The sequence below is a fragment of the Moorella humiferrea genome (assembly GCF_039233145.1).
GTDB lineage: Bacteria > Bacillota > DSM-521 > Neomoorellales > Neomoorellaceae > Neomoorella > Neomoorella humiferrea.
The window spans coordinates 2,116,366-2,142,639 of record NZ_CP136419.1 but is presented as its reverse complement, the minus strand read 5'-3'; the positions used below and the strand labels follow the sequence as shown (position 1 = coordinate 2,142,639).

21 protein-coding genes are annotated in these 26,274 nt (G+C 48.9%); all 21 read left to right on the top strand.

Features of this window, described 5'->3' with window-relative positions:
* Positions 1 to 9 precede the first annotated feature (9 nt).
* The 21 genes from MHFGQ_RS11065 (at position 10) to MHFGQ_RS10965 (ending at position 26,254) form a co-directional block, all read left to right on the top strand.
* Complete coding sequence (locus MHFGQ_RS11065) at positions 10 to 504, top strand: (2Fe-2S)-binding protein (RefSeq protein WP_343105507.1); 495 nt, start codon at positions 10 to 12, stop codon at positions 502 to 504.
* A gap of 14 nt (positions 505 to 518) precedes the next feature.
* Positions 519 to 2,831 (top strand): xanthine dehydrogenase family protein molybdopterin-binding subunit, encoded by a 2,313-nt coding sequence (locus tag MHFGQ_RS11060; RefSeq protein ID WP_106006155.1) that lies wholly within the window; start codon positions 519 to 521, stop codon positions 2,829 to 2,831.
* A gap of 56 nt (positions 2,832 to 2,887) precedes the next feature.
* Positions 2,888 to 4,102, top strand: a complete 1,215-nt coding sequence (locus tag MHFGQ_RS11055; protein ID WP_106006154.1) for a branched-chain amino acid ABC transporter substrate-binding protein — start codon at positions 2,888 to 2,890, stop codon at positions 4,100 to 4,102.
* Positions 4,044 to 5,102: a branched-chain amino acid ABC transporter permease gene (locus tag MHFGQ_RS11050; RefSeq protein WP_170066376.1), complete on the top strand. Its 1,059-nt coding sequence runs from the start codon at positions 4,044 to 4,046 to the stop codon at positions 5,100 to 5,102. The genes MHFGQ_RS11055 and MHFGQ_RS11050 overlap by 59 nt, the downstream gene beginning before the upstream one ends.
* Positions 5,103 to 6,335 (top strand): branched-chain amino acid ABC transporter permease, encoded by a 1,233-nt coding sequence (locus tag MHFGQ_RS11045; RefSeq protein WP_106006152.1) that lies wholly within the window; start codon positions 5,103 to 5,105, stop codon positions 6,333 to 6,335.
* Positions 6,336 to 6,338: 3 nt separating this feature from the next.
* Positions 6,339 to 7,103: an ABC transporter ATP-binding protein gene (locus MHFGQ_RS11040; RefSeq protein WP_106006209.1), complete on the top strand. Its 765-nt coding sequence runs from the start codon at positions 6,339 to 6,341 to the stop codon at positions 7,101 to 7,103.
* A gap of 4 nt (positions 7,104 to 7,107) precedes the next feature.
* A complete protein-coding gene (locus MHFGQ_RS11035; RefSeq protein WP_106006151.1) occupies positions 7,108 to 7,818 on the top strand; it encodes an ABC transporter ATP-binding protein in 711 nt (236 codons plus the stop codon).
* Positions 7,819 to 7,958: 140 nt separating this feature from the next.
* Positions 7,959 to 9,257, top strand: coding sequence for a dihydroorotase (locus MHFGQ_RS11030; protein WP_343105506.1), 1,299 nt, complete (start codon positions 7,959 to 7,961; stop codon positions 9,255 to 9,257).
* A gap of 62 nt (positions 9,258 to 9,319) precedes the next feature.
* Entirely contained in the window at positions 9,320 to 10,288 is a 969-nt protein-coding gene (pyrB, locus tag MHFGQ_RS11025; protein WP_211292904.1) for an aspartate carbamoyltransferase, read from the top strand.
* Between the two features lie 51 nt (positions 10,289 to 10,339).
* Positions 10,340 to 11,278, top strand: a complete 939-nt coding sequence (gene arcC, locus MHFGQ_RS11020) for a carbamate kinase (protein ID WP_343105505.1) — start codon at positions 10,340 to 10,342, stop codon at positions 11,276 to 11,278.
* A gap of 52 nt (positions 11,279 to 11,330) precedes the next feature.
* On the top strand, positions 11,331 to 13,676 hold the full coding sequence (locus tag MHFGQ_RS11015) for a xanthine dehydrogenase family protein molybdopterin-binding subunit (protein ID WP_106006223.1): 2,346 nt from the start codon (positions 11,331 to 11,333) through the stop codon (positions 13,674 to 13,676).
* Positions 13,666 to 14,556 (top strand): FAD binding domain-containing protein, encoded by an 891-nt coding sequence (locus MHFGQ_RS11010; RefSeq protein ID WP_106006224.1) that lies wholly within the window; start codon positions 13,666 to 13,668, stop codon positions 14,554 to 14,556. The genes MHFGQ_RS11015 and MHFGQ_RS11010 overlap by 11 nt, the downstream gene beginning before the upstream one ends.
* Positions 14,557 to 14,558: 2 nt before the next feature.
* Complete coding sequence (locus MHFGQ_RS11005; protein ID WP_106006225.1) at positions 14,559 to 15,032, top strand: (2Fe-2S)-binding protein; 474 nt, start codon at positions 14,559 to 14,561, stop codon at positions 15,030 to 15,032.
* A 166-nt stretch (positions 15,033 to 15,198) separates the two neighbouring features.
* Entirely contained in the window at positions 15,199 to 16,818 is a 1,620-nt protein-coding gene (locus MHFGQ_RS11000; protein WP_106006226.1) for a PucR family transcriptional regulator, read from the top strand.
* A gap of 37 nt (positions 16,819 to 16,855) precedes the next feature.
* Positions 16,856 to 17,890, top strand: coding sequence for a molybdopterin-binding protein (locus tag MHFGQ_RS10995; protein WP_106006227.1), 1,035 nt, complete (start codon positions 16,856 to 16,858; stop codon positions 17,888 to 17,890).
* An 85-nt stretch (positions 17,891 to 17,975) separates the two neighbouring features.
* Complete coding sequence (gene yqeC / locus MHFGQ_RS10990; protein ID WP_106006228.1) at positions 17,976 to 19,355, top strand: selenium cofactor biosynthesis protein YqeC; 1,380 nt, start codon at positions 17,976 to 17,978, stop codon at positions 19,353 to 19,355.
* 79 nt (positions 19,356 to 19,434) lie between these two features.
* Entirely contained in the window at positions 19,435 to 20,226 is a 792-nt protein-coding gene (yqeB, locus tag MHFGQ_RS10985) for a selenium-dependent molybdenum cofactor biosynthesis protein YqeB (protein ID WP_106006229.1), read from the top strand.
* Positions 20,227 to 20,323: 97 nt separating this feature from the next.
* Positions 20,324 to 20,791 (top strand): phosphatidylglycerophosphatase A family protein, encoded by a 468-nt coding sequence (locus MHFGQ_RS10980; protein ID WP_422393066.1) that lies wholly within the window; start codon positions 20,324 to 20,326, stop codon positions 20,789 to 20,791.
* A gap of 139 nt (positions 20,792 to 20,930) precedes the next feature.
* A complete protein-coding gene (locus tag MHFGQ_RS10975; RefSeq protein ID WP_170066384.1) occupies positions 20,931 to 22,286 on the top strand; it encodes a PLP-dependent cysteine synthase family protein in 1,356 nt (451 codons plus the stop codon).
* A gap of 83 nt (positions 22,287 to 22,369) precedes the next feature.
* Positions 22,370 to 24,931 carry a selenium-dependent xanthine dehydrogenase gene (gene xdh / locus MHFGQ_RS10970; protein ID WP_106006231.1) on the top strand — a complete coding sequence of 854 codons (2,562 nt, stop codon included), beginning with the start codon at positions 22,370 to 22,372 and terminating at the stop codon, positions 24,929 to 24,931.
* Positions 24,932 to 25,003: 72 nt separating this feature from the next.
* A complete protein-coding gene (locus tag MHFGQ_RS10965) occupies positions 25,004 to 26,254 on the top strand; it encodes a threonine synthase (protein ID WP_106006232.1) in 1,251 nt (416 codons plus the stop codon).
* The last annotated feature ends 20 nt before the right edge of the window (positions 26,255 to 26,274 follow it).

Below are 26,274 nucleotides of genomic sequence, written 5' to 3'. Positions count from 1 at the left end.
GAGGTAAAGATGATGGATATATTGTCGGAAGTTGCTGTCACTATCAACGTCAACGGCAGGCCTATTAAAGCTACAGTATCGCCGGAAGAATCACTCCTCGATTTCCTGCGCTACCGGGCAGGGGTTACGGATGTAAAGTGCGGCTGCAATAAAGGCGACTGTGGCACGTGTACGGTAATTTTAGAGGACAAGGCCGTAAAATCTTGTCTGGTTCTGGCCGCCCAGGTTGACGGCAAGCGTGTTTTAACCTTACAGGGCTTCGAAGAAGATGCATTAATGCAAGCGTTACAGAAGAGTTTTGCTACGCATGGGGCAGTACAGTGTGGTTTTTGTACCCCGGGCATGCTTCTAACAGCAAGGAATTTCCTTGAGCATAATCCTAAACCCGAACGGACCGAGATTAAAGAAGCCATCTCGGGTAACCTGTGTCGCTGTACAGGTTACAAAAAAATCGTTGATGCAGTTGCTGCAGTTGTAGATAACGAAACGGGCGAAGGTGCTTAAGGAGGGGTGACGAAATGGAAATGAATGTAATTGGCAAGGCAATACCGAAGGTTGACGCCTGGGCTAAAGTTAAAGGGAAAACTGTATATGCTGACGATTTTAGCATGCCGGGCATGCTTTATGCCAAAGTATTGAGGAGCAAATATCCTGCAGCTAAAATATTGGCCATTGATACTAGTAAGGCAGAAAAGCTTCCAGGGGTACATGCTGTTTTAACGGCAAAGGATGTACCCAATAATAACCTGCGGGCTAAATTTGGCCAGAGCACTGATGTGGGTGCCCAATTTGAGGGGTTATATCGAGTTCTTGCCGAGGGAAAGGTACGGTTTTTAGGTGAACCTGTAGCTTTAGTAGCAGCTGAAAGCTTGAAAATTGCTGAAGAAGCCCTAGAGTTAATAGATGTTACTTATGAACCTTTGCCAGGCGTTTTTGATCCATTGGAGGCATTAAAACCGGATGCTTATCCAGTGGGTGAAAATGAAAGCAATATTGTATCCCAGTTTAAAATCCGCAAGGGTGATGTAGAAAAGGGTTTTGCAGAGTGTGATGTAATAATTGAAAATACCTATCGTGTACCTTTTGTTGATCATGCCTATCTGGAACCAGAATCAGGCGTAGCCTGGATGGATGAAGATGGAGTAATTAACATTAGGGTTTCAACCCAGGTAATAGAACATTTCCGCACTGTAGCTGAAGTTTTAGGATTGCCGCAAAATAAGGTGCGAGTTATTGGCACATGGCTTGGAGGAGGCTTTGGTGGGAAAGAAGATATTACTGTAGAAAGTTTTCTCGCCTTATTGGTCTGGAAAACGGGAAGGCCGGTTAAATTGACATATACCCGAGAAGAATCACTTTTAGCCCACAGCAAAAGGCATCCGTTTATAATGAAATATAAAACCGGCGCAACTAAAGACGGTCGCATAATCGCTTTAGAAGCAGAGCTTATCGCTGACGCCGGAGCCTATACCTATCTAACCCCTTGGGTGTTACTTTATGCGACAGTAAATGCTGCAGGCCCTTATGATATACCAAACGTTAAAGTGGATAGCGTTGCTGTTTTAACCAATAATCCCTTTACCAGTGCCAACCGCGGTTTCGGAGCCATTCAGCCAAATGTAGCCTATGAGTCTCAAGTGGATGAATTGGCAAGAGTGTTAAGAATGGATCCGCTCACTATCAGGCAGAAAAACTGCCTGCGCGAGGGTGGTTCGCTAGCCACAGGCTTTACGTTCGATCGCTATGTTGCTTTACCTGAAGTGGCAGAAAAAGCGTGGCAGGCCTTGGGTCCGATTAATGAGAGCAAGGATCCGCACATCCGCATCGGCCGTGGTTTGGCCATTGGCATGATGAGTTATGGTCGCCTAACTTTCCTCCATGATACTTCTCGTTCCTATGTAAAGCTTGAACTTGATGGTAGTGCCATTATCCGTTGTGGTGTTCCCGACCTTGGTGGCGGGCAGGCCCAAGCCCTTTGCCAAATAGTGGCTGAAGAGTTGGGTATACCCCTAAACAAAATAAAAATTTATATCTCCGACACGGCCTTAACACCCTTAGCTGGAACAACAACGGCTACGAGACAGCTGTATATGTCAGGTAATGCCACCTTAAAAGCTGCAAAAGAACTTAAAGAAAGGCTCCTTGATAAAGCATCAGTTATGCTTAATGTAAGAAAAGCATTTTTGAAAATAGAAAACGAAAAAATTATCAGCACTATAGACCCCAACAATTTTGTATCCTTAAAAGACGTAATTGCCCAGTGTTCTTCTGAAGGTATAGAGCTATTCTGCGAAGCCCAGTTTAACGCTCCATTTACAGACGTTCCCGCATCAGAATTGATAACAGGTCGCACCCACCCCGACTTTACTTTTGGCGCTTATGCCGTAGAAGTGGCTGTTGATGTTGAAACGGGGATGGTAGAAGTGCAAAGAGTGGTGGGTTGTTACGACGTCGGTAAAGCCCTTAATGTACTTAATGTAGAAGGTCAGATTGAAGGCGGCGCGGTATACTGCCTTGGATATGCTTTAATGGAAGACCTTATCGTTGACAAGGGTTACCTAAAAACACCGTCATTTTCTGAATACCTTATCCCAACAGCCTTAGACGTTCCAGATGTTCAACCTATACTGGTAGAATCAGGGACCGGGCTTGGACCTTATGGAGCAAAAGGAATAGGAGAACCGGCCTGCAATGCTATTGCTCCTGCTATTCTCAATGCCATTCGTGATGCTGTTGGAGTAAGGATAACGTCACTACCTGCTACACCTGAAAAGGTATTATTTGCTATGCAAAATAGAACCCCAACCAATAAGGAGGTGAGTAAAAACTAAAAAGAGTTTAACAACGTATATCACTATAGTAAATTTTGGAAACAGGAGGGAAAAACATGAAAAAAGGCAAGGTAAAATGGTTAGTTGTATTATTGGTACTAGGTATGGCTGTTACTTTAATGGCAGGTTGTGGTGGAAGTAAGGCTAAGGAAGAAAGCAAAACAGCGGGGACAAAAACTGTAAAAGTAGCTTTTCTTGGACCTCTAACCGGCCCGAATGCCATGCAGGGAGTTGGGGCCAGAAATGCTTTTAAACTTGCCATTGATCAAGCGAATTCTTCTGGCAAGCTTCCTTTTAAAGTGGAGGTAATCGATCTAGATGACGCCTCCAACCCCGGTACAGGTGCTTCAGCTGCACAGAAAGCAGTGGCTGATCCTGATGTAGTTGCTGCCAGCGGTCACTGGAATTCGCCTGTAGCGGAAGCAACAATACCCATCTTTAAGTCCGCGGGTGTACCACTAGTAATTTGGGGGGCGATTGGCCCAAAACTTACCAGTAAAGAAAATTATCCCTACATTACTCGTGTATGTCCGACCCAAAAGCAGGAGAACCTTCCTTTAGCTAATTTTGTAGTTAACACGCTGGGACGCAAGAAATGGGCGATTATTTCTGACACAACAACCTATGGTAAGAGCAACACTGAAGCCTGGAAGAGTGAAATCAGTAAGTATCCTGGTGCGGAAATTGTCTCTATAGATGAGATCCAGGTTGGACAAAATGACTTCCGGCCCATTTTAAGTAAAATTAAAGCTGCTAATGTTGATGGATTATATTTTGGCGGCGTTGTAATGGAAGCAGCTTTAGTAAGAAAACAAATGGTTGAATTAGGGATGAAAGATTTATTGATGGTGGGTATTTCCGGGATAGTTGATGATAAATTTATCGAAACTGCCGGGAAAGAAGCTGCTGAAGGGGTAATTGCAACTAAACCTGGTAAAAGCATTAACAAGCTTGAGGGTGGTAAAGCTTTTGAAGAAGCTTATCAAAAGGCTGGATTTAAGGAGCCGTATGGTGCATATGGGCCCTATGCATATGACGCTGCAAATATAATTGTTGAAGCTTTGAAAAAGGTCGGTCCCGATCGCGCTAAATTAGTTGATGCCATTGCTAAAATTAGTTATACCGGCCTGCTGGGCACAACAAGCTTTGACGAAACTGGCCAGACAACAAACGTTGCAAGCACTATTTATGTGGTTGAAGATGGCAAATGGGTTGATTGGGACGACTCAAAATATAAAGCCGGTCAACGTAAACTACCGGGTACAAAATAATAAATTAAGTAGTAATCCTTTACTGGCTGGCGCTAAAATGTTGCCAGCCAGTAAAGGATTAAAGGAGGTCAATTTTATGGAGCTATTATTGTCGCAAATAATAAATGCGATTATGTTAGGATGTACTTATTCACTGGTAGCAATAGGTTTTTCCTTATTTTTTGGTGTGATGGACATTGTCGTGTTTTGTGCCGGTGATGTAGCCATTTTTGCCGCCTTTTGCGTTACTGCTCTTGTGACGATTGCTGGACTTTACGCAGCCTTAAATCAGCTATTACCTCAATTTTTAAGTGCAATAATTATTGTAGTAACAGGAGCCATAACAACAGGTTTTTTAATGTTATTGCTTTACCGTTTTATTATAAAACCCTTTGAAAACAAGAGTTCGCTTATGCCTCTTTTAAGTACAATTGCCGCCGGTGTCGCCTTAAGGGAGTTAATAGGTATATTTTACCCCCAGGGTCGTAATCCCCAAAACTTCCCCCAACTGCTTCCTAGCGGTTTTTTATCAGACATAGCTTTGCTTTCTTGGAGAAATATAATTATTGTTTTAGCAACGGTAGTATTAGTTGCTTTACTATATTTATTTGTTAACAAAACTAAAATGGGAATATCTATTCAAGCGGTTTCACAAAATAGAGAAGCTGCGATAATGGTTGGAATAAATTGGCAGAAAGTGGTATATATTACTTTTCTAATCGGTGGACTTATTTTGGGTTTCGGTGGCGTTTTGGTTGCTTCATATTATGATGTTATACGTTTTGATATGGGGTCGATGTATGGGTTAAAAGGTTTTTGTGCTGCTGTAGTTGGTGGATTGGGCAATGTATATGGTGCAATAGTCGGGGGCATGATAATAGCTTTTATTGAGGTGTTTGTAAGCGCCTTTGTGCCCGGTGGTACAGCCTATGCAAGTGTGGTGGCTTTTTTGATGGTTGTTTTCTTTATTTTATTCAAACCTGAAGGTGTTATTGGTGAAAGATCCATAGAAAAAGTTTGATTGAAGATTAACAAGGTAGGTGCTAAAGCAGGAATGGTAAATAAAAGAACTACATTTAATGAAGGTGTATTAGCAGTAGCAGTAAGCATAGCAATTTGTCTAATTCTTTATGTTGCCTTAGTAAGCACATTACCTGTTACCCTTTTAATGCTGGCTTTAGGTTTATGCTTAATTATTGTAGGTGAGCGTAACAAAAGCATTGAAAAAGTTTACGAGGTAATGGAAAATCAAAAGGCTAAAGCTTTTATAGTTGTAATGGTTTTTGTTTTGATACTTCCGCTATTTGTGAGTGGTAATAGCTATATTATGCATATTGCGATTATGGCTGGTATCTATAGCATCATAGCTTTGGGCCTAAATTTTCAGTTAGGAAGCGCAGGAATGGTGAATTTTGCTCCTGCAGCTTTTTATGGTGCAGGTGCATATACTTCAGCAATTTTAGCGGTTAAATATGGTGTATCACCTTGGATCGGAATGATATTTGCTATAATTATGGCGTCTCTTTTAGGGTTTATTTTTGGATATCCTGCTTTAAAAACTCGAGGATATTATTTATCGTTGGTAACCATAGCTTTTCAAGTTATTTTCACGTTAATGATAATAAATACTGATTGGGTAGGTGGACCAAATGGTATTCCGGGTATTCCCGGTTATCAGATCTTTGGTTATTCCTTTCGTAAACCCTTAGAAATATTTACAGTAAAACTATCGTACCAGACAAATTATTTTTACCTTGTATTTTTATTAGTAGGTTTGGCTGCTATCGTGGCTTCACGTTTATATAATTCCCGTATTGGTCTTGCCTGGAATGCAATAGAGCAAGATGAGATTGTTGCATCAACTCAAGGCATAAATCTAACTAAAATAAAACTTTTAGCTTTTTCTCTAGGAGCTGCTTTTGCTGGTGTTGCTGGCGCCTTATATGCTCACTATATAAGCTTTATAGGAAACGAAGATTTCGATTTTAGCAAATCCCTGGTATTAATATGTATGGTAATCCTGGGCGGTATGGATAATGTATTGGGGGTAATCCTGGGGGCTATTATGTTGACTATTATGGATGAAAAACTACGCGATTTTGCTGACTATCGCATGCTAATGTATGCCATTATTTTAATCATTATCTTGCTTGTACGCCCCCAAGGATTGCTTCCTAAAAGGAACCGTAAATATGAAACAGGAGATGGGTTAGATGAAAAGATTAATATTAAGGCAGTTTTAGGGGGTAAATAGTAGATGGAGGTTTTAAGGACGGAGAACCTGACTATAAATTTCGGTGGTTTAAGAGCAGTTGATGGTGTCGATTTTACCATTGCTGATGAAATTGTAGGGTTAATAGGGCCAAACGGCTCAGGGAAAACTACTTTTCTTAATTTAGTAAGTGGTATATACAAACCGACAAATGGTAAGATAATTTTTCAGCAAGAGGATATCACAGGTGCCTCCCCTGATATCGTACGTCAAAAGGGTATTTCCCGTACCTTTCAAACAAATAGATTATGCCTGAAACTGAGTGTTTTAGATAACATGTTGTTAGGTCTTTATAGTAAACAAAAAACAAGCTGGTGGCAGGCCATTTTAAAACCTAATTACTGCCGCGCCGAGATCAAAGAGAGTATTGAGAAATGCTTTGAAATACTGGCACACTTTAATCCTGAACTTGTAAAAAAGTGTTATGAACCTATAACAACTATACCTCTAATTGACAGACGGCGTATAGAGGTTGCGAGAGCCATAGTGGGGGAACCCAGGCTGTTGCTTCTAGATGAACCCACAGCGGGACTAAATGCAGAAGAGACGATGCAAATGATAAAAGATATCAACAAAATAAGGGAGAAAAACAAAAAAATAAGTATTATCATTATCGAACACGACATGCAAGTTATTTCCAGTATTTCTGAGCGCGTGGTTGTTTTCAATGCCGGCAAAAAGATTGCCGAAGGAACTTTTAGCGAAGTTAGTAAAAATGAGCAAGTACGTAGTGCATATTTGGGAGGATAGAATTATGTTGGAATTACGGCAGGTTTATACTAAATATGGCCAGATACCAATGTTAATGGGTGTAAATATCAAGGTAAACCCCGGAGAGGCTGTATGTATGCTTGGTGCTAACGGTGCTGGTAAGACTACTCTGCTGAAAACTATTATAGGTATGGTTAAACCAGTAAAGGGCGAAGTTGTTTTTAATGGACAAAGGATTGATACTTTACCTTCGCATAAAATTATTCCTTTGGGCATTGCTATTGTTCCGGAAAGAGAAGGTTTATTTCCTAAATTAACTGTGGAAACAAATCTCCTTATGGGAGCCTATTACGAAAATGATAAAAAGAAAATTGCTCTAAGGATGGAAGAAGTGTTAAATATTTTCCCAAGGCTTAAAGAAAGATTTCATCAGAAAGCAGGAACATTGAGCGGCGGCGAAAGAAAAATGCTGGGTATAGCCAGGGCCTTGCTTGCCGATCCAAAGATTTTATTAATGGATGAGCCCTCTCTAGGATTAGCTCCAGCAACAGTGAACGAAGTTTTTTCTGTTATTAAAAGGATAAAGGAAGAAAAAAAGATTGCTATTCTCCTTGTTGAACAAAATGCACAAAAAGCACTTTCAGTCGCAGAACGTGGTTATGTACTGCAAAAAGGTAGCATAATTCTCGAGGGCTTAAAAGAAGAATTGCAGGAAAATAGCATTGTAAAGGAATCGTACCTTTCGGCCGGATAAATTATTAGCGGTTTATAAATGTATTCCTTTAAAAATGTTGATTTCATACAAAGGGAAGCACCATTTTTTTCGAGAATGATCATTTTTATAATCATGAATACTGTATACAAACAACAAAATATAAGGAGGTTAAATTAGAATTGTTAGGAAGCAAAATTCTCCTCAAAGGCGGCCGAGTAATCGACCCAGGCAACAAAGTAGACATAATAGCGGATGTGCTAATAGAAGACGGCAAGATTGCGAAGATAGATAAAGATCTAGAGGCGGGGACGGCCCAGGTAAAGAACGTCGAAGGCAAAGTAGTAGCGCCTGGGCTTATAGATATCCACTGTCACCTGCGCGACCCAGGTTACCCAGAAAGGGAAGACTTTAAAAGCGGGACGCGGGCAGCAGCGCGGGGCGGTTTTACGACACTAATCGCCATGCCCAACACCAATCCCGTATGCGATAACCCGGTTGTAGTTGAATATGTGCTTTCCAAGAGCAGACGCGAAGGCATAGTCAATGTGCTACCTTACGGGGCCATAACCCTGGGGCAAAAGGGCGAGGAGCTGGCACCCTTTGCCGAACTAATAGAAGCCGGATGCGTAGCCTTTTCCGACGACGGGCAGCCGGTAAGCAATGCCGGATTAATGCGCCAGGCATTAATTATCGCCGGGGCCCTAAACAAAGTACTAGCAGTGCACTGCGAAGACCGTACCATCACAGGCGAAGGGGTAATAAACGACGGCGAAGTCGCACGGCGTTTAGGAATAAGAGGGATACCGTACACCTCAGAAGCGGTAATGGTCGCGCGGGACATACTGCTGGCCGAAGAAACCGGCGGCAGGGTACACATCTGTCATGTAGGATGCGCACGGTCGGTAGAATTAATCCGCGAAGGTAAAAAGCGGGGCATAAAAGTCACAGGCGAAGTAATATCCCATTATTTAAATACGACAGAAGAAGATGTCCAGACCCTGGAAGGACGTTTCAAGATAAAACCGCCCTTTGGCAGCAAACGAGATCAGGAAGCATTAAAAGAGGGCCTGGTAGACGGGACCATAGAAGTTATTGCGACTGATCACGCACCTTACACGAGAGCAGAAAAAGAACGTAATTTTAAAGAAGCACCCTTTGGATTAATCGGCCTGGAAACAGCCCTGGGTGTAGTACTAACAGAAATGGTCCACAGCGGATTATTAAGTTTACCGGAAGCCCTGGCCAAGATGACGTGCAACCCAGCGAAGCTCTTAGGTTTAAATAAAGGCACCCTGGATATAGGCGGGGACGCCGATATAGTAGTAATCGATCCCGACCTAGAATGGCAGGTCGATGTCAACGAAAGCGCCTCCAAAAGCAGGAACTGCCCGCAGCACGGCCGCTGGCTAAAAGGCAAAGCCGTAATGACCATCGTCGGAGGCCGGATAGTCATGGAAGACGGAAGGCTATTGGTTTAACCCAAAAGGCAAAACAAAAATCGCTTATATTTCATTCTAAATATAGGAGGAATTCAACCCATATGCTGCAAAAACCCACCCCGGAAGAAATGGAACTATTAAAAGGCCAAGATGTATTATCTGCCAGGGACCTAAGCTTTGCCCAACTGCAACTGATCATGAAGACGGCAGCCTACTATGAAGACGCCCTGGTCAACAAGCGGCGGTTGTATGATATGGACGGTAAAATCATGGCCTCCCTGTTTTTCGAACCCAGCACGCGCACGCGCCTGTCCTTCGAAGCAGCCATGCAGCGGCTGGGAGGAAATGTTATCACAGTATCCGAAACGCCGCAGATGCAGACCTCGTCCACGGCCAAAGGAGAAACCCTGCACGACGCCATCAAAGTAGTCGACGGATATGTAGACGTAATCGTCGTCCGCAGTCCCATAAAAGGAGCAGCCCAGGAAGCGGCGGAAGCCGCCGAACACCCGGTAATCAACGCCGGGGACGGCACCGGGCAGCACCCCACCCAGGCCCTCTTAGACATTTACACCATTATCAAAGAGCACGGACATGTAGAAGGAATGAAGGTAGCCCTGCTGGGAGACTTAAAGTACGGCCGCACCGTGCACTCCCTGGTCTATCTACTAAAACACTACGGCTGCGACATGATCTTTGTCTCACCCCCGCAGCTAAAGATGCCGGAAGAAATAACTAACGAACTAAAGCAAGAAGGCATTAAAGTAGAAGAAACAGCAGACTTAAAAGCAGCGGTAGCCGAAGCCGACATCCTCTATGTAACACGCATCCAGCGGGAACGCTTCCCTAGCCAGGAAGAATACGAAAGCGTGAAAGACTCCTACATCGTCAACGACGAAATAGTAGCCGCCGCCAAAAAAGGCATGAGCATCTTACACCCCCTGCCGCGGGTAAACGAGATTGCCGTATCAGTCGACACCTATGCTGGTGCGGCCTACTTCCGCCAGGCCCACAACGGCGTACCCATCAGGATGGCATTACTAGCCCTGACCACGGGGAACGTACGCTAAGGAGGAACAAATTAACAGAGATAACCATAAATACGGGAGAGTGAGAGAGCATTGGGTAGGCTGGCAGTAATAGCCATAGGGGGCAATTCCCTGATCAAAGAAAAAAACCGGATAGGGCTAATGGACCAACTCGCCACGGTAAAAGAAACCTGTGCCAATATAGCCGAACTGGTAGAAAAAGGATGGAACGTAGCCATCACCCACGGCAACGGGCCTCAGGTAGGATTTTTAATCCGGCGGGCGGAACTGGCGGCAGGGGAACTGCCGCCGATCCCCCTGGAATTTGCCGTCGCCGACACCCAGGGCGCCATAGGCTACATGATCCAGCAGTCCCTGATGAATGAATTCCAAAGGCGGGGTATCAAGAGGCAGGCCGTAACGGTGGTAACCCAGGTAGTAGTAGATAAAAACGACCCGGCCTTCCAAAACCCCACCAAGCCCATCGGCAGCTTTATGACCAAAGAAGAAGCGGAGCGGCACGTCAAAGAAGACGGGTGGACGGTGGTGGAGGACGCCGGCCGCGGCTGGCGGCGGGTCGTACCTTCACCGGAGCCCCAGAGGATAGTCGAAAGCGAAGCGATCAAAGATTTAATAGCGAAGGGATATATCGTTATCTGTGTCGGCGGCGGCGGCATTCCAGTAATCGAAAAGGACGGCAATCTGGAGGGAATAGCTGCTGTGATCGATAAAGATTATGCTTCTTCGCTGCTCGCAACGGAAATTGGTGCCGATAGATTAGTTATTTCAACAGGTGTTAATAAAGTCGCTATTAATTTTGGCAAACCTGATCAAAAAGAGATAGACCGTATGACAGCGGCTGAAGCAGAATCATACCTGAAAGAAGGGCATTTCCCGCCGGGAAATATGGGTCCTAAAATTACAGCCATATTGCGCTATCTAAAAAATAATGGCGGTGAAGGGCTGATAACTTCGCCTAATGAAATTGTAGCTGCCATGGAAGGACGGTCCGGTACGTGGATAGTACCCTGAGAAAAGCAATATGAAACAGTGGGATAAGTGCAGGTAAAGGAGGGTAGCCAGCATGGATTTTCAGGTTATTGGTAAGGTCTTTCCACGTAAAGATGGCATTGCCAAAGTATGTGGACAGGAAGTATATCCAAGTGATGTTGTGATACCCAATATGCTTTATGGCGTAACTTTGCGCAGTCCGTACCCTCATGCTGAGATTTTAAGCATAGACACATCTGAAGCTGAGGCTATGGGGGCTATTGTCGTTACGCCAGATGATGTTCCCGATGTAATTTATAATGAGCGCACCGTTAGTATACCAGAAAAAACTTACCGTGATCGACGGGTGCTGCCTCGCAAGGCCCGTCATGTGGGTGAGGCCATTGTGGCCGTTGCTGCAGAGTCAGAAGAACTGGCTTTTCGCGCTATGCGGGCTATAAAGGTTGAATACAAGGTCCTTCCGCCCGTATTAGATATGGATAAAGCAGTTGAACCTGACGCGCCGGCTTTATATGAAGAAATTTATCTCGGTGACAATAAAATTGAAGTTAAGAATAATGTAGCCTGTGATCGCGTTATTGTTGTCGGCGACCCGGAAGCGGGGTTTGCAAAAGCGGACCATATAGTAGAACGAGAATACGAGTTACCACGCGTATATCATAACCAAATGGAAACCAAGACGGCTGTATGCCGTCCTGAACCAAATGGTGGAATTACCGTTTGGGCTACTACCCAAACGATCCATAATGTTCGTCAGCTTTTAGGACACATTTTCAACATTCCTCTAAGCAAAGTAAACGTGAAAAAATTAGCTATTGGCGGTTCGTTCGGCTCAAGCATCCAGATGAATTCAATAATCCCTATTTGTGTAGCACTGGCTTTGAAAGCTAAAAGACCGGTAAAGATGGTCAGTAGTCGTGAGGATGATATTTACGACCATACTAAATTTCCGGCTAGAATCAAACTAAAAGTCGGAGTGAAAAAAGACGGAACCATTGTTGCTGCCGATATGCGTGTCCTTGTAGATATCGGTGCCCACCAGATTAATGCCTATCCTCTACTCGGTTGTATGGCTGGGTGGTACGCGTCGCTTTATAAATGGCGCGATTTCCGCTATGAAGGCAAGGCAATATATACCAATAAAGTTCCTGCTTGTGCTATGCAGGGTTACGGTAATCCCCAGGTTAATTTTGCCGTTGAATCTCACATGGATATCATCGCGGAGGAATGCGGTTTTGACCCTGTAGAGTTCCGGCTTAAAAATTATATCGGAATAGGCGATGAGTTCTGGGGGCAGGGCCCGACGGTTAGATCGATTATTAAAAGCTGCGGCGTGGAGGAGATGCTGCGTGTAGGCTCAGAAATGATCGGCTGGTCTAATCGCCGTCCTCCCCAGGAAAAAACTGGCCGGTATAGAAGGGGTATAGGTATGGCCCGCGGCTTCCACACTTCAGGTACCGGGGGGCCAAAGCCGGGTGAAGTAATTGATTATTCTAGCGCAACAATTAAAATTAATGAAGACGGCACTGTCGATGTAATGACACCGGTCATGGATCTCGGCGGCGGCACGGGCGAGGCGGCAGTTAAAATAACAGCGGAAGTTCTTAAAGTTCCTTATGAAAGGGTAGAATTGTCTCCAGTAGATACAAAGACGACGGGATATGACGTCTGTACCCACGCCACTCGTGGCGTCTACTGTGGTTGCGGAGCAGTTTATCACGTAGCCCTGCAGGTAAAAGAGAAACTTTTGGAATATGCCGGTAGGATTTTAGAAGAAAATCCCGGCAATCTGGATCTGGCCTACGACGAAGCAAAGGATGCCACAATTATTCATGTTAAAGGATTTCCTCAGAAACATATAACAATAGGCGAGGTAGCCAAGCTGGCACAGATTTATAGTTGGGGTACGATTGCGGCTACAGACAGCCTGCGCCAGAAAAACTGCCCGCCCTGTTTTGTCGCTCATTTCATTGAAGTAGAGGTTGACACATTGACAGGTATAGTAAGAATACCACGGGCTATTCTGCTTTCAGACACGGGCACACCGATTAATCCCGATATGGTTAAGGGGCAGCTCATCGGCTCCCTGTCAAGAGGTATGGGATATGCCCTTTATGAGGAAACAGAATACGACCTGCAAACTGGAAAATTAAAATGCAACGGATTTATAACAGACAACAAGATCCCTACGACCTGCGAAATGCCCTATATTGACGATATTCAGGTCTATTTTGCTCACACTTATGAACCTACGGGACCGTTTGGCGCTAAGGGCATTGGGGAAGCAGCGCTTAATTCTGTGGCTTCGGCGATAGCCAATGCGATCTATAACGCGATTGGGATAAGATTTTACAAAACACCAATAACACCGGAGAGAATACTTGAAGCTTTAGAGGGGGGTGAAAAAAATGGAAACTAATACTAAGATACTGGCTGCCGAATTTCAATATTTAGAGAGCGAAAACCTTGATCAAGTCTTAAACTGGTTAGCAGAATACGGGGATAAAGCCAAGATCTTAGCCGGTGGCACCGACCTGGTGGTAAAAATGAAACTGGGGAGTGTCCATCCGGAATATATTATCTATGTCAAAAAGATTGCTGCGTTAAATTATATTAATTTTGACGACTGCAGTTTAAAGATAGGTGCTGCTACCACATTGAGTCAGGTTGAGCGGAATGAAGAAATTAAGCGCAGCTACAGTGCCCTGTACGAAGCTGTACGTTCTATGGCCGCCGTGGCGGTAAAAAATATGGGCACTATAGGTGGTAATTTAGGTAACGCCTCGCCGGCGGCCGACACCGCCCCACCGCTTCTTGTCTATGATGCAGTTATTAAAGCTGCCAGTAAAGAAGGCATTAGAGAAATACCTATAACAGAATACTTTGTTGGACCGGGAAAATCTGCCCTGGCATCAAGCGAAATAATAACAGAAATAAATATACCAAAAACGGACGCAAGCACAGGTAGTAGTTTTTTAAAGCTTGGGCGGGTAGCAGCTGATATTGCCAAAATTAACGTTGCCGTATGTTTAAAAAGAGAAGGACAAAGGTGTACTACCTGTCGTATTGCTTTTGGCTCTGTAGCGCCTACGCCTATAAGGGCATGGGAAGCAGAAAGAATTTTGGAAGGCAAGGAAATAAATGATGAGTTAATAGTTCAAGCTGCAAAAGCTGCCTCAGCGGAGATTAGACCCATCACTGATAATCGTTCTACCAGGGAATATCGTTTAAAGGTTAGCAGGGTTATACTTGAAGAAGCCCTGCGGGCAGCCTGGCAGCGGGCAGGAGGTGAGTTATAAAAATGGATAGAAGGTGGGTTAAGCTTAAGGTTAACGGTAAGGAAAGACAGGTCTATGTAAGGCCCAATGAATTACTGCTCAATGTATTAAGAAATGAGCTTGGCCTCATGGGTACAAAGTATGGCTGTGGGATTGGCGAATGTGGAGCGTGTACCGTCCTGGTCAACGGTCGAGCAATGTTATCGTGCATGATTTTGGCGGTTACTATGGAGGGACAGGAGATTACTACAGTTGAAGGGCTGGGAGATTATGACCGGTTGCACCCGCTGCAGCGCTCCTTTCTTGATGAGGGTGCCGTTCAGTGCGGTTTCTGCACTTCGGGAATGTTGCTGACGGCGAAGGCATTATTAGATGAAAACCCGTGCCCTACCGAAGAAGATATTCGGCAGTATCTTCGCGGTAATCTCTGTCGTTGTACCGGTTACACAGCCATAGTTAAGGCTGTTCAAGAGGCCGCTAAAGTGATGCAGGGCTAGAAAATTTAAAATGGCAGAGGAAATTTTCCTCTGCCATTTAAATAAATACTTAAGTATATTGTATACATAATGCAAATTACAACACAATTACTCCTATTGGGGAGGAACATGAATAAAAATGACGAAGTAATAAAGAAGGAGGGGATAATAGGGGAGAGGGGATGCAATGAATGAGCATTTTGGGATTAGAGTAGAAGATATATTAAAAATTCCTATATTTAAAAAGTGTCGAGTAGTAGGCGGGGTCGATGGTTTAAATAGAATCATTACTAACGTTAATGTAATGGAAGTGCCTGATATTTTGCCCTGGATAAGGCCCGGTGATTTTATTTTTACAACAGCTTATGCAATTAAAGATGACGTTGAAGCTCAGAAAATCCTTATCCCCCAGTTAGCTAAGCGGGGAGCTTCCGGGCTGGCTATTAAATCGCAACGATATATTGAAACAATTCCTAGATATATGATTGAAGCAGCCAATAACCTTTCCTTTCCTTTAATTGAATTACCTGTTGAAGTAAATTTTTCGGAATTAATTTCAAGTATTTTAACCCAGATAGTTAATCGTCAAGCTTCCTTTTTAGAACACAGTGTAAAAGTTCACCAACAATTTACTGACCTCATATTAAACGGCGGTCAACTTGATCAAATCGCTGAGGCATTAACAGAGCTTATTGATGCTTATGTTTGTTTAGAGGATCTTATAAATTTCCGTCGAGTTATTTATCCTCCAGAACTTCCTGGGCATATAATGAGTTTGTTTGAAAAAAATTACACTGATATACAAGATTTCTATCGCCAAGAAATAAATATTGAGGGAACAAAACTAGAAAGTGTTATTTTACCAATAATTGTAGAAGGCCAACAATATGGGTGGGTACAGGCAATAGCAATTGATAGAGATTTTTCTTTATTTGAGTTAACTACTTTAGAACGCGTATGCTCAATAGTGGCCCTTGACATTTTAAGGCAGCAAAATGTAACCCAAGTTGAGAATAGATATAAGGGTGAGTTTTTAAACCAACTATTGAGCTCTCCAGAACATAATGAAAAGGTTTTTATAGAAAGAAGTAAAACTTTCGGTTGGGACATTAGTAAAAACAATGCAACCTTGATATTTGAAGTTTTACCTGGCCATGAGAAAAAACTAAAAATAAAACAACAGGATATTAAAAGTCAAGCAGCTATTTTACTAAAAAACTATTGTGACAGAAATAAGTTAAGATATTTCTTGGTCAACAATGATGAAGGCATAATTCTTTTTCTCGAATCGGATTTGGTCTTTGCAAATAACAACATTATCCACCAATTAAAAGCGCTCCTTAATTATTGGCATGTAACTATAGGAATCGGAAATGGATATAGCGGCATAAAAGGTATTAAAAAAAGTTTTCGGGAAGCCAAATTGGCATTAGAAGTTGGCAAATATCTTTTTGGCAGCGGACAAGTTATTTATTATCGTGATTTAGGCGTATACAGTTTACTACTAAAGAACACGGATATAGCTGAGCTAAAAGATTTTGTCCAGGAAATGTTAGGCCCCCTTGAAATATACGACCTTAACAAAAAAGGAGAATTGCTAAAAACACTGAAAACATTTTTAGAGACCAATTGTAATGTTAAAGAAACGGCAGAAAAACTTTATATGCATTATAATACTGTCCTATATCGTGTTAATAAAATTAAAGAATTGATTGGTGTTGATTTTAATAATCCAGATCAGGTGCTCAACTTACAGGTAGCCATGCGTTTATTAGAAGTACTTGAACGATTTAATAAAACCACCTGAAAACAACATAGACAAAATCAATATGGAGGCAAACTGGATGCTACAAAGAGTCCGCGTTGAAGACAGCGTAGGCACGGTGCTGGCCCACGACCTCACCAAAATCGTCCCTGGAGAATTTAAAGGACGGCGTTTCAAGAAGGGGCATATTATTCAGGCGGAAGACATACCCGAGCTGCTAACCATGGGCAAGGAACACCTTTATGTAATGGCCCTGGGACCGGACGAGATTCATGAAGATGAGGTTGCCATTCGTCTGGCAAGGGCGGCGGCGGGCGATGGCGACCACGGTTTGGAGTTTAGCGAACCCCAGGAGGGAAAAGTAAATATAATCGCCGCCAGGGACGGCCTGTTAAAAATAAACATGGCTATTCTGGAGGATGTGAACAGCAGACCGGAGGTAATCCTGGCCACCCTGCACAACAACTATCCGGTGAGGGCGGGCCAGGTGGTGGCCGGAACGCGCCTCATACCCCTGGTGGGACCGCGGGCGGAGATTGAAAGGATAGAGGAAATCTGTCGCCTGGCCGGAGGGATTATCCGGGTGGCACCTTACCGCCGGCTGCGGGTGGGTCTAATCACCACCGGTAACGAGGTTTACAAAGGGCGGATAAAGGACGCCTTCGGTCCGGTTGTTCGGGCTAAGATTGCCGATTACGGTTCTAAAGTCGAGGGGGAAGAGATCGTACCTGACGATGCCGAAGCAATACGGCAGGCCATCACCGCCATGATTGACGCGGGGATGGAAATGGTAGTGTTGACTGGGGGCATGTCTGTAGATCCCGACGACGTGACGCCGGAAGGTATACGTCGCAGCGGGGCGGAGGTCGTCACCTACGGCGCTCCGGTGCTGCCGGGGGCCATGTTTATGCTGGCCTACCTTGGAGAGGTACCGGTAATGGGTCTGCCGGGTTGCGTCATGTATTATCGGGCGACGATATTTGATCTAGTGTTGCCACGGATTTGTGCGGGAGAAAGGCTTACGCGCAAAGATATAGCCGGGCTGGCGGCCGGGGGCCTCTGTCAGGGCTGCACCCAGTGCCGCTATCCCGCCTGTGCCTTCGGAAAAGGGTAAAGTCATAATCTGGACCCCCACGGTAAAATGGTTGATTCTCTTGGTAGAGAAGAAAGATAGGTTCAATTCCTTAGAGGGTGAAAACATGGCGGGCAATTTTGGCCTGTGCCAGGCTTTAGAACTTAGAGAACGGGAAATAGTGACCTTTGTAGGGGCGGGAGGCAAAACCTCGGCCCTTATTTGTCTGGCTCGGGAGCTGATGGATGCGGGGAAGCGGGCGATCGTGGCTCCCACGACCAAAATGCTCTTAAGCCAGCTCCGGCAGTTGAACGAGCCGGTCATCGCGGCGGCGACTGATGACCTCACGCAGGCGGTAGGTGCCCGCCTGGAAAAGGAAAATATAGTTACCTGCGGGCGGGCCGTTAATGGTGAAGGTAAGGTAATGGGCCTCAATGCGGCGGACGTAAGGGCCCTGGCAGCTCTTGATGCAGACTATATCCTACTTGAAGGTGACGGCGCGGCGGGGGCTCTGCTCAAAGTCCCGGCCGAGCACGAGCCGGTTGTCCCGCCGGAAACGACGTTAGTGGTGACGGTGGCCGGACTGCGGGCATTAGGCCGTCCCCTGGCCCCGCCCTTTGTCCACCGTTTCCAGCAGGCGGCCGCCCTCCTCGACCGGATGGTGGGGTCAACGGTTACGGCGGAAGATATGGCCGTCCTCCTGCTTCATCCCCGGGGAGGGCGCAAGGGAGTGCCGGAGGCGGCAAGGTGGACGGTATTATTGAATGGAGCGGAAGATTATGAATTGTTACATCAGGCCAGGGACATAGCCGCCAGGATAATTGAAGGAGGCGGGGCGAGGGTTATTGTAGGTGCTGTGGTCACCCCGGCGCCGGTGCGCCAGGTTATTGTAAGGGAAGGGGGAACGGTAGGGATAGTCGTCCTGGCCGCCGGCGCCGGCGAGCGTTTCGGCGGCGGTAAGCAGCTACTCCTCCTCGCCGGCCGGCCCATGGTGCGCCGGGTGGTGGATATAACTTTGGCGGCCGCAGAAGGGGAAGTGGTCGTGGTATTGGGCCACGAAGCCGGAAAGGTGGCGGCGGCCCTGGCAGGTCTCCCTGTGAATCTCGTTTATAACCCCAACTACCGCCTTGGCCTCAGCACCTCATTGCAGGCCGGGTTGACCGCCCTGGGACCGGAATGCCGGGCCGCCCTTTTTGTTTTGGCCGACCAGCCGGGGATTACCCCAGCAGTGATAAATAAGTTGATTGGGGCTTACCGGCAGGGGGATAAAAAGATTATAGTTCCCGTTTACCGGGGAAGGCGGGGCAACCCGGTCCTCCTCGACCGCGCCTTGTGGCCACAGGTTATGGCTCTTCAGGGGGATGTCGGCGGCCGGGAAATCATCCGGGCCTGTCCCTTTGAGGTACAGGAAGTGGTGGTCGACTGCCCGGGGATTTTACGCGATATCGACACCCCCGCCGACTACCGTGCCTGGCTGAAAGAAGAGGATAAAAATCCTTTGTTTTAGTAGTGGTCTTATGTACAATATAATTAAACATTATTTAAATCCGGGGACGGTCCCGGGCGGTGCAGGGAGGAAAAGGTAAATGAGGCAACTGGTAGTTATCAAAGGAGCCGGAGATCTGGCCAGCGGTGTGGCCCACCGCCTTTATAAGGCAGGTTTTGCCGTAATCATGACGGAAGTCCCGCGGCCCACGGCAATCCGCCGGACCGTAGCCTTTGCCGAGGCGGTTTACGCCGGCAGGGTTACCGTGGAAGGGGTTACGGCCGGCCTGGCGGCCGGACCGGAAGAGGCTCTGGACAAAACCCGAAAGGGAGAAATTGCCATCCTGGTTGATCCCGAGGCAAAGGTAATCAAAGCATTACGGCCGGAGATTGTCGTTGATGCCATAATGGCTAAAACCAACTTGGGGACGAGGATGGATCAGGCTCCAATAGTCATCGCCCTGGGGCCGGGTTTTATCGCCGGTCGGGATGCCCATGCGGTTGTGGAGACCAAGCGCGGCCATTATCTCGGTCGGGTCATCTGGGAAGGCGAAGCCCTGCCCAATACCGGCATCCCGGGCGAGGTCGCAGGTTTTTCTGAAGAGAGGGTTTTAAGGGCCCCGGCGGATGGAGTGTTTAAGGGATTGAAGACAATAGGTGTTGCCGTAACTGCGGGCGAGACGGTGGCCGTGGTGGGTAAAGTGCCGTTATACGCCCGGATCGACGGTGTGCTGCGCGGCATCCTCCACGACGGGCTGGAAGTGCATAAGGGAATGAAGGTCGGCGACATCGATCCCCGCGGCGAACGGGATTACTGCTTTACCATTTCCGATAAAGCCCGGGCCATTGCCGGCGGCGTACTGGAGGCCATCTTACACTTATTAAATTTATGATATAATTTAAGTACTTTTAGTAAAAGGGGGTTGGAGAGAAGTGAGTGTGGCCCAGCCTAAGGAAAATCAGTATACCGGTTCTCCCCTCCTCAAGCGTCTGGCCATAACCTGGTTGGAACGGCGGGGGGTAACCCTGGATGACATTGCTTCCCTGGTATATGAAGTCCAGCGCAAATACATCCCGCACCTTACCATGGCCGCCTGCCGCGAAAGCGTTGAGCGAGTGCTGGAAAAGCGGGAGGTCCAGAATGCCATCTTTACCGGCATAGCCATTGACGAGCTGGCGGAAAAGGGGCTTTTGGACGAACCTCTTTACACCATGCTGAAAAACGACGACGGCCTTTACGGCATCGATGAGATACTGGCCTTGAGCATCGTTAATATCTACGGTTCCATCGGTTTTACCAATTTCGGTTATCTGGACAAGGTCAAGCCGGGCATCATCGGCGTGGTCAACGGCCAAAAGAATGAGAAAGTCAATACCTTCCTCGACGACCTGGTGGCCGCCGTAGCCGCCGCCGCCTCCTCCCGCCTGGCCCACCGCGACCGCGACGGTTTACTGTAGGTAAAATAATCCCCTCCTTTTTAGCAATATTTTAGCTACAAAAGGAGGGTTTATTTTTTTTGCGTCGAACTATACAATAAGTGTGAGTGAACTTTTTATCACTCAATAACATTATATTTAATTCGGGAGGGTTACTACGGTGGGAAAGATCCCCTTTGGCCCGACATTTACGGAAATGTGCGATCCGTCGCAGATGGATCCGGCAATCAGGCAGCGGGCCCTCAAAGCCCTTAAGGAAGACGAGCTGGATCCCATCAACCTCTTCAACATTACCTGGAAAGATGAAAACAACCAGGTGCGGAAAATGGTATTACCCCCGGAAGTGACGGGCGTGGATGCCAATATCGTCGTCCTGTTGGGCCGGTATTTTCCATCCGGTTCCCACAAGGTCGGTCCGGCCTACGCCACCCTGATCGAAGGTTGTGTGGACGGCGTCATTAAACCCGGGGAACATACCATCCTGGGACCCTCTACGGGCAATTTCGGCATCGGCGTGGCCTATATCTGTAGGCTCCTCGGCTTCCGGGCGGTGGTTATCATGCCCGACAACATGAGTAAAGAAAGGTATGAGCGCATCCGCAAGTACGGCGGCGAGCTGGACCTTACCCCCGGCACGGAATCCGACGTCATTTTGACCCTGCAGCGCACCCATGAACTGAAAAAGGATCCCAGGAATTACGCCCTGGCCCAATTTGAGCTGCTGCCCAATTACCGTTTCCACCGCCACGTTACCGGCAATGCCGCCATCGAGGCCGTTCGGGGGATCGGCAACGGCCGCATCGCCTGTTTTGCTTCGGCTCCCGGTTCGGCGGGGACCCTGGCTGCTGGCGATCAGATCAAGAAGGCCTTCCCGGAATGCAAAGTGGCGGCCCTCGAGCCCTATGAATGTTCCACCCTTTTTAACGGCGGCCGCGGTCAGCACCGCATTGAGGGCATCGGCGACAAGATGTGCACCCTCATCCATAACGTCCTCAATACTGACTTTATCGTCCTCATCCACGACGAAGACACCGTTCGCGGCTTGAAGGTCTTCCAGGACGGTACCGAAGTGCTGATCAAGAACGGTGTTAAAGAAGCCGACGCCCTGGCTTTACGCGACAACTTCGGACCTTCCGGCATTTGCAATATTATCGGCGCCATCAAGATGGCCAAATACCTGCGTTTGGGCCCCGGAGACAACGTGGTGACCATAGCCACCGACGGTTTCGACCGGTATCATTCCGTGCTGGAAAACCTGGCCCAGCGGACTCTGGAAATCGAAGACTTCGTCTTAGAGCGCTGGTTCAAAGACATTTTCCTCAAGGCCCATACCCATCATATTATGGACACCCGCCGGCCGGAAGCCAAGGAACGCCTCTTCCAGCAGAAAGAAAAGGATTGGTTGCCCTTTGGCTATACCAAGGAATACCTGGATGCGATGAAGAGCCCTTCCTTCTGGGAGGACGAGTACGCTAAAGTAGAATATTATGACGCTAAAATAAAGGAGCTGCGCTAAAACCCTTGTACCTGTAATGGGAGCTGCACCTGGGGGTGCCGAGGGAACGGCACCGGGACACCAAGCCGAACGGGGGGAACGGCATGCGGATAGAATTACAGGTTAACGGCCAGCGACGGGCGGTCGAGGTTCGCCCCGATGCCACCTTGCTGGAAGTCTTGCGGGAAGATCTGCGACTGACGGGGGCTAAAAACGGCTGCGGCGAAGGTACCTGCGGCGCCTGTACCGTAATCATGGGCGGCAAAGCGGTCCGGGCCTGCCGCACACCCGTCGTCAAGGCGGCCGATCAGGAGATCATTACCGTCGAGGGCCTGAGCCCCCGGGAGAAGGAAGTTTACGCCTTTGCCTTCACGGCGGCCGGGGCGGTACAGTGCGGCTTCTGCACGCCGGGGATGGTCATGGAAGCCAAAGCCCTCCTCGACCGGCAGCCGGACCCGACGGAGGATGAAATCCGCCAGGCCTTCAAGGTCCATCTCTGCCGCTGCACCGGCTACCAGAAGATAATAGACGCCGTGCGCCTGGCCGGCCGTGTTTTAAGGGGTGAAATCGAGCCATGGGCAGGGGAGCCCGCCGGCATGGGCAAAGCCTTTTTCCGGCCGGACGCCAGGGCCAAGGTTTTGGGCGAAGCCATCTTTGTTGACGATATGCAGGTTTCGGGGATGCTTTACGGCGCCGTTTTCCGTCTGCCCTGCGCCCGGGCGAAGGTGAAAGCCATTGACGTTACGGCAGCCAAAAAACAGCCCGGGGTGGTGGCCGTCCTGACGGCAGAGGATATACCGGGAGAACGCTACCAGGGACACATCTTTAAAGATTGGCCGGCATTGATAGCCGTAGGCGAAGAAACACGTTATGCGGGCGACGCCCTGGCCCTGGTGGCCGCCCGTACCCTAAAGGAAGCCAGGGCGGCGCTGGACTACATCAAAGTAGATTACGAAGAACTGCCCCCCCTGACTACGCCCGCAGAGGCCATGGCCCCGGGAGCTCCGGCCCTGCACCCGCGCGGTAATATCTTGAGCGAAACTGTGGTCAGGAAAGGCGATCCGGAAGCGGCGTTAAAATCCTGCGCCCACGTGGTAACCCGTACCTACACCACGCCCTTCACGGAACACGCCTTCCTGGAGCCGGAAAGCGCCCTGGCGGTGCCGGAAGAAGACGGCATTACTGTTTATACCGGCACCCAGGGGGTTTATGAGATTCATACCCAGCTGGTCTCCCTCCTGAACCTGCCGCCGGACAAAGTGCGGGTGGTCAACAAATGTGTCGGCGGCGGTTTTGGCGGCAAGGAGGATTTGAGCGTGCAGCATCACGCCGCCCTCCTGGCCTGGGCAACCCGGCAGCCGGTGAAATTGACCTGGACGCGGCGGGAAAGCATCCTCTGTCACCCCAAACGCCATGCCATGACCATAACCATGACCACCGGGTGTGACGAAAAAGGCAATCTGGTGGCCCTGGTGGCCGATCTGGTGGCCGACACCGGCGCCTACGCCTCCCTGGGAGCCCAGGTGTTACAGCGGGCCTGTACCCACGCCACCGGTCCTTACCGCATACCCCATGTATCCATTCGCGGCCGGGCCGTTTATACCAACAACCCCCCTGCCGGCGCCTTTCGCGGTTTCGGGGTGCCCCAGTCCAACTTTGCCATCGAGAGCCAGCTGAATATCCTGGCAGAGGCCGTCGGCCTTTCCCCCTGGCAAATCCGCTGGCAGAACGCCCTGGAACCGGGGGACACCTTAGGCACCAGGCAGGTGGTCGGCCCCGATATCGGTCTGAAAGACACTCTGCTGGCCGTCAAGGAAGCCTTTGAGAGCAGCCCCCATGCCGGCATCGCCTGTGGCTTTAAAAACGTAGGTTTGGGGGTAGGGACCAAAGACGTGGGCAGGGCCCGCCTGGAAGTCAGGGACGGTCGGGTAAAAATTTACTCCGGCGCCGCCTGCATGGGGCAGGGTTTGGAGGCGGTGCTTATCCAAATTGTCGCCGAAACCACCGGCCTGTCGGCCGACAGCATCGATTGCATCCTGTCGGATACGGCCCTTACCCCCGACGCCGGCTGCACCACGGCTTCCCGCCAGAGCCTTTTTACCGGGGAAGCGACTCGCCGGGCGGCGGCCGAACTGGCGACGGCCTTGAAAGGCCGTAACCTGGCCGAACTGGAGGGGCAGGTTTTCCACGGGGAATTTTCCGGCGTTACCGATCCCCTTGACTCCGACAAGGAGCATCCCGTGACCCACGTCGGTTACAGCTACGCCACCCAGGTGGTCATCCTGGATGAGGAGGGACGGGTGGCGAAGGTGGTGGCCGCCTATGACGTGGGCCGGGCCGTCAATCCCTTGAACCTCGAGGGCCAGATTGAAGGCGGGATCGTCATGGGCCTTGGTTATGCCCTGACGGAAGACTTCCCGGTAAAGGACGGCATCCCCCTGCGCCAGACCTTAGGAAGATTGGGACTCTTGCGCAGTCATCAGATACCCAGGATGGAGGTACACCTGATTGAAAAGGGTGGTACCCCTTACGCCTATGGCGCCAAGGGTATAGGCGAGCTGGCGACCATACCTACAGCGGCCGCCGTCGCCGGCGCCTACTACCGCCGTGACGGCAAAGTGCGTCTCTCCCTCCCCCTGGAGGATACGCCGTATACGAGGAAATAAGACGCTCCCCGGTGCGGGCGCGGCCATACCGTGACCGGGGCGCGAGGAGAAGCCTATAAGGAGCTGACTAGGGTGAGCAACGTTAGCCAGTTACGCTGTATCAACTGCGGCCGGACTTATCAGCCCCGTCCCGGCCTGTATACCTGTCCCGCCTGCGGGCCGGTCGACGGCATTCTCGATGTGGAATATGATTATGATTATATCAATAAAGCCATATCTAAAAAGAACCTGGCGGCCGACAGGGAGCCTTCCATGTGGCGCTACCGTCCCTTTCTGCCGGTGGCCCAGGAAGGAACCCTGCCGCCCCTGCGTGTGGGGTGGAGCCCCCTCTACCGTGCCGGGCGCCTGGCGTCGGAGCTGGGCTTAAAGGAGCTATACATTAAAGACGACGGTATCAACCCTACCGCTTCTTTAAAGGATCGTCCCTCGGCGGTGGCCGTGGCCCGGGCCCTGGCCGAAGGAGCGAAGGTTGTTGCCTGTTCTTCCACCGGCAACGCCGCGTCCTCCCTGGCGGGGGCGGCGGCTTCCGTGGGTCTTAAGGCTATGATCTTCGTCCCCGGGCGGGCGCCCCAGGGCAAGGTGGCCCAGCTCTTGATTTTCGGGGCTACGGTCATCAGCGTCCAGGGCACCTATGAGGACGCCTTCCGCCTGTCAGCGGCGGCCATTGCCGAACACGGCTGGTATAACCGCAATGCCGCCATCAATCCCTATCTGGTGGAGGGGAAGAAAACCGTCTGCCTCGAGGTGGCTGAACAGCTGCAGTGGGAGGTGCCCGACTGGGTGGTCCTGGCGGTGGGCGACGGCTGCACCATGGCCGGGGCCTGGAAGGCCTGGGTAGACCTGAAAAAGGCCGGATGGATTGACAGGCTGCCGCGGATGCTTGGTGTCCAGGCCGAAGGCTGCTGCCCCATCACCCGCGCCTTCCGGGAGGGCACCAGGGTGCGTCCCATGGAAGAAAACACCCTGGCCGACAGCATTGCCGTCGGCGTACCCCGTAATCCGGAAAAGGCCCTGCGGGCGGTGCGGGACTCCGGCGGAACCATGATCAACGTCAGCGACGACGAGATTCTGGCGGCCATGGGGGTTCTGGGCCGCACCTGCGGCGTTTTCGGCGAACCTGCCGGGGTGGCCGGCACGGCCGGCCTCATCAAGGCCGTTCGGGAAGGCATCATTAAACCGGATGAAAGGGTCGTCGTTCTGGTGACCGGCAACGGCCTCAAGGATGTGGCCAACGCCATCAAGGCCGCCGGTGAACCCATCCGGGTGGAGCCCTCCCTGGAAGCCCTGCATAAAGCACTAAAGGATCTAAAATTGCCCAATTAACTCTGCTTTTGGGGGAGGGG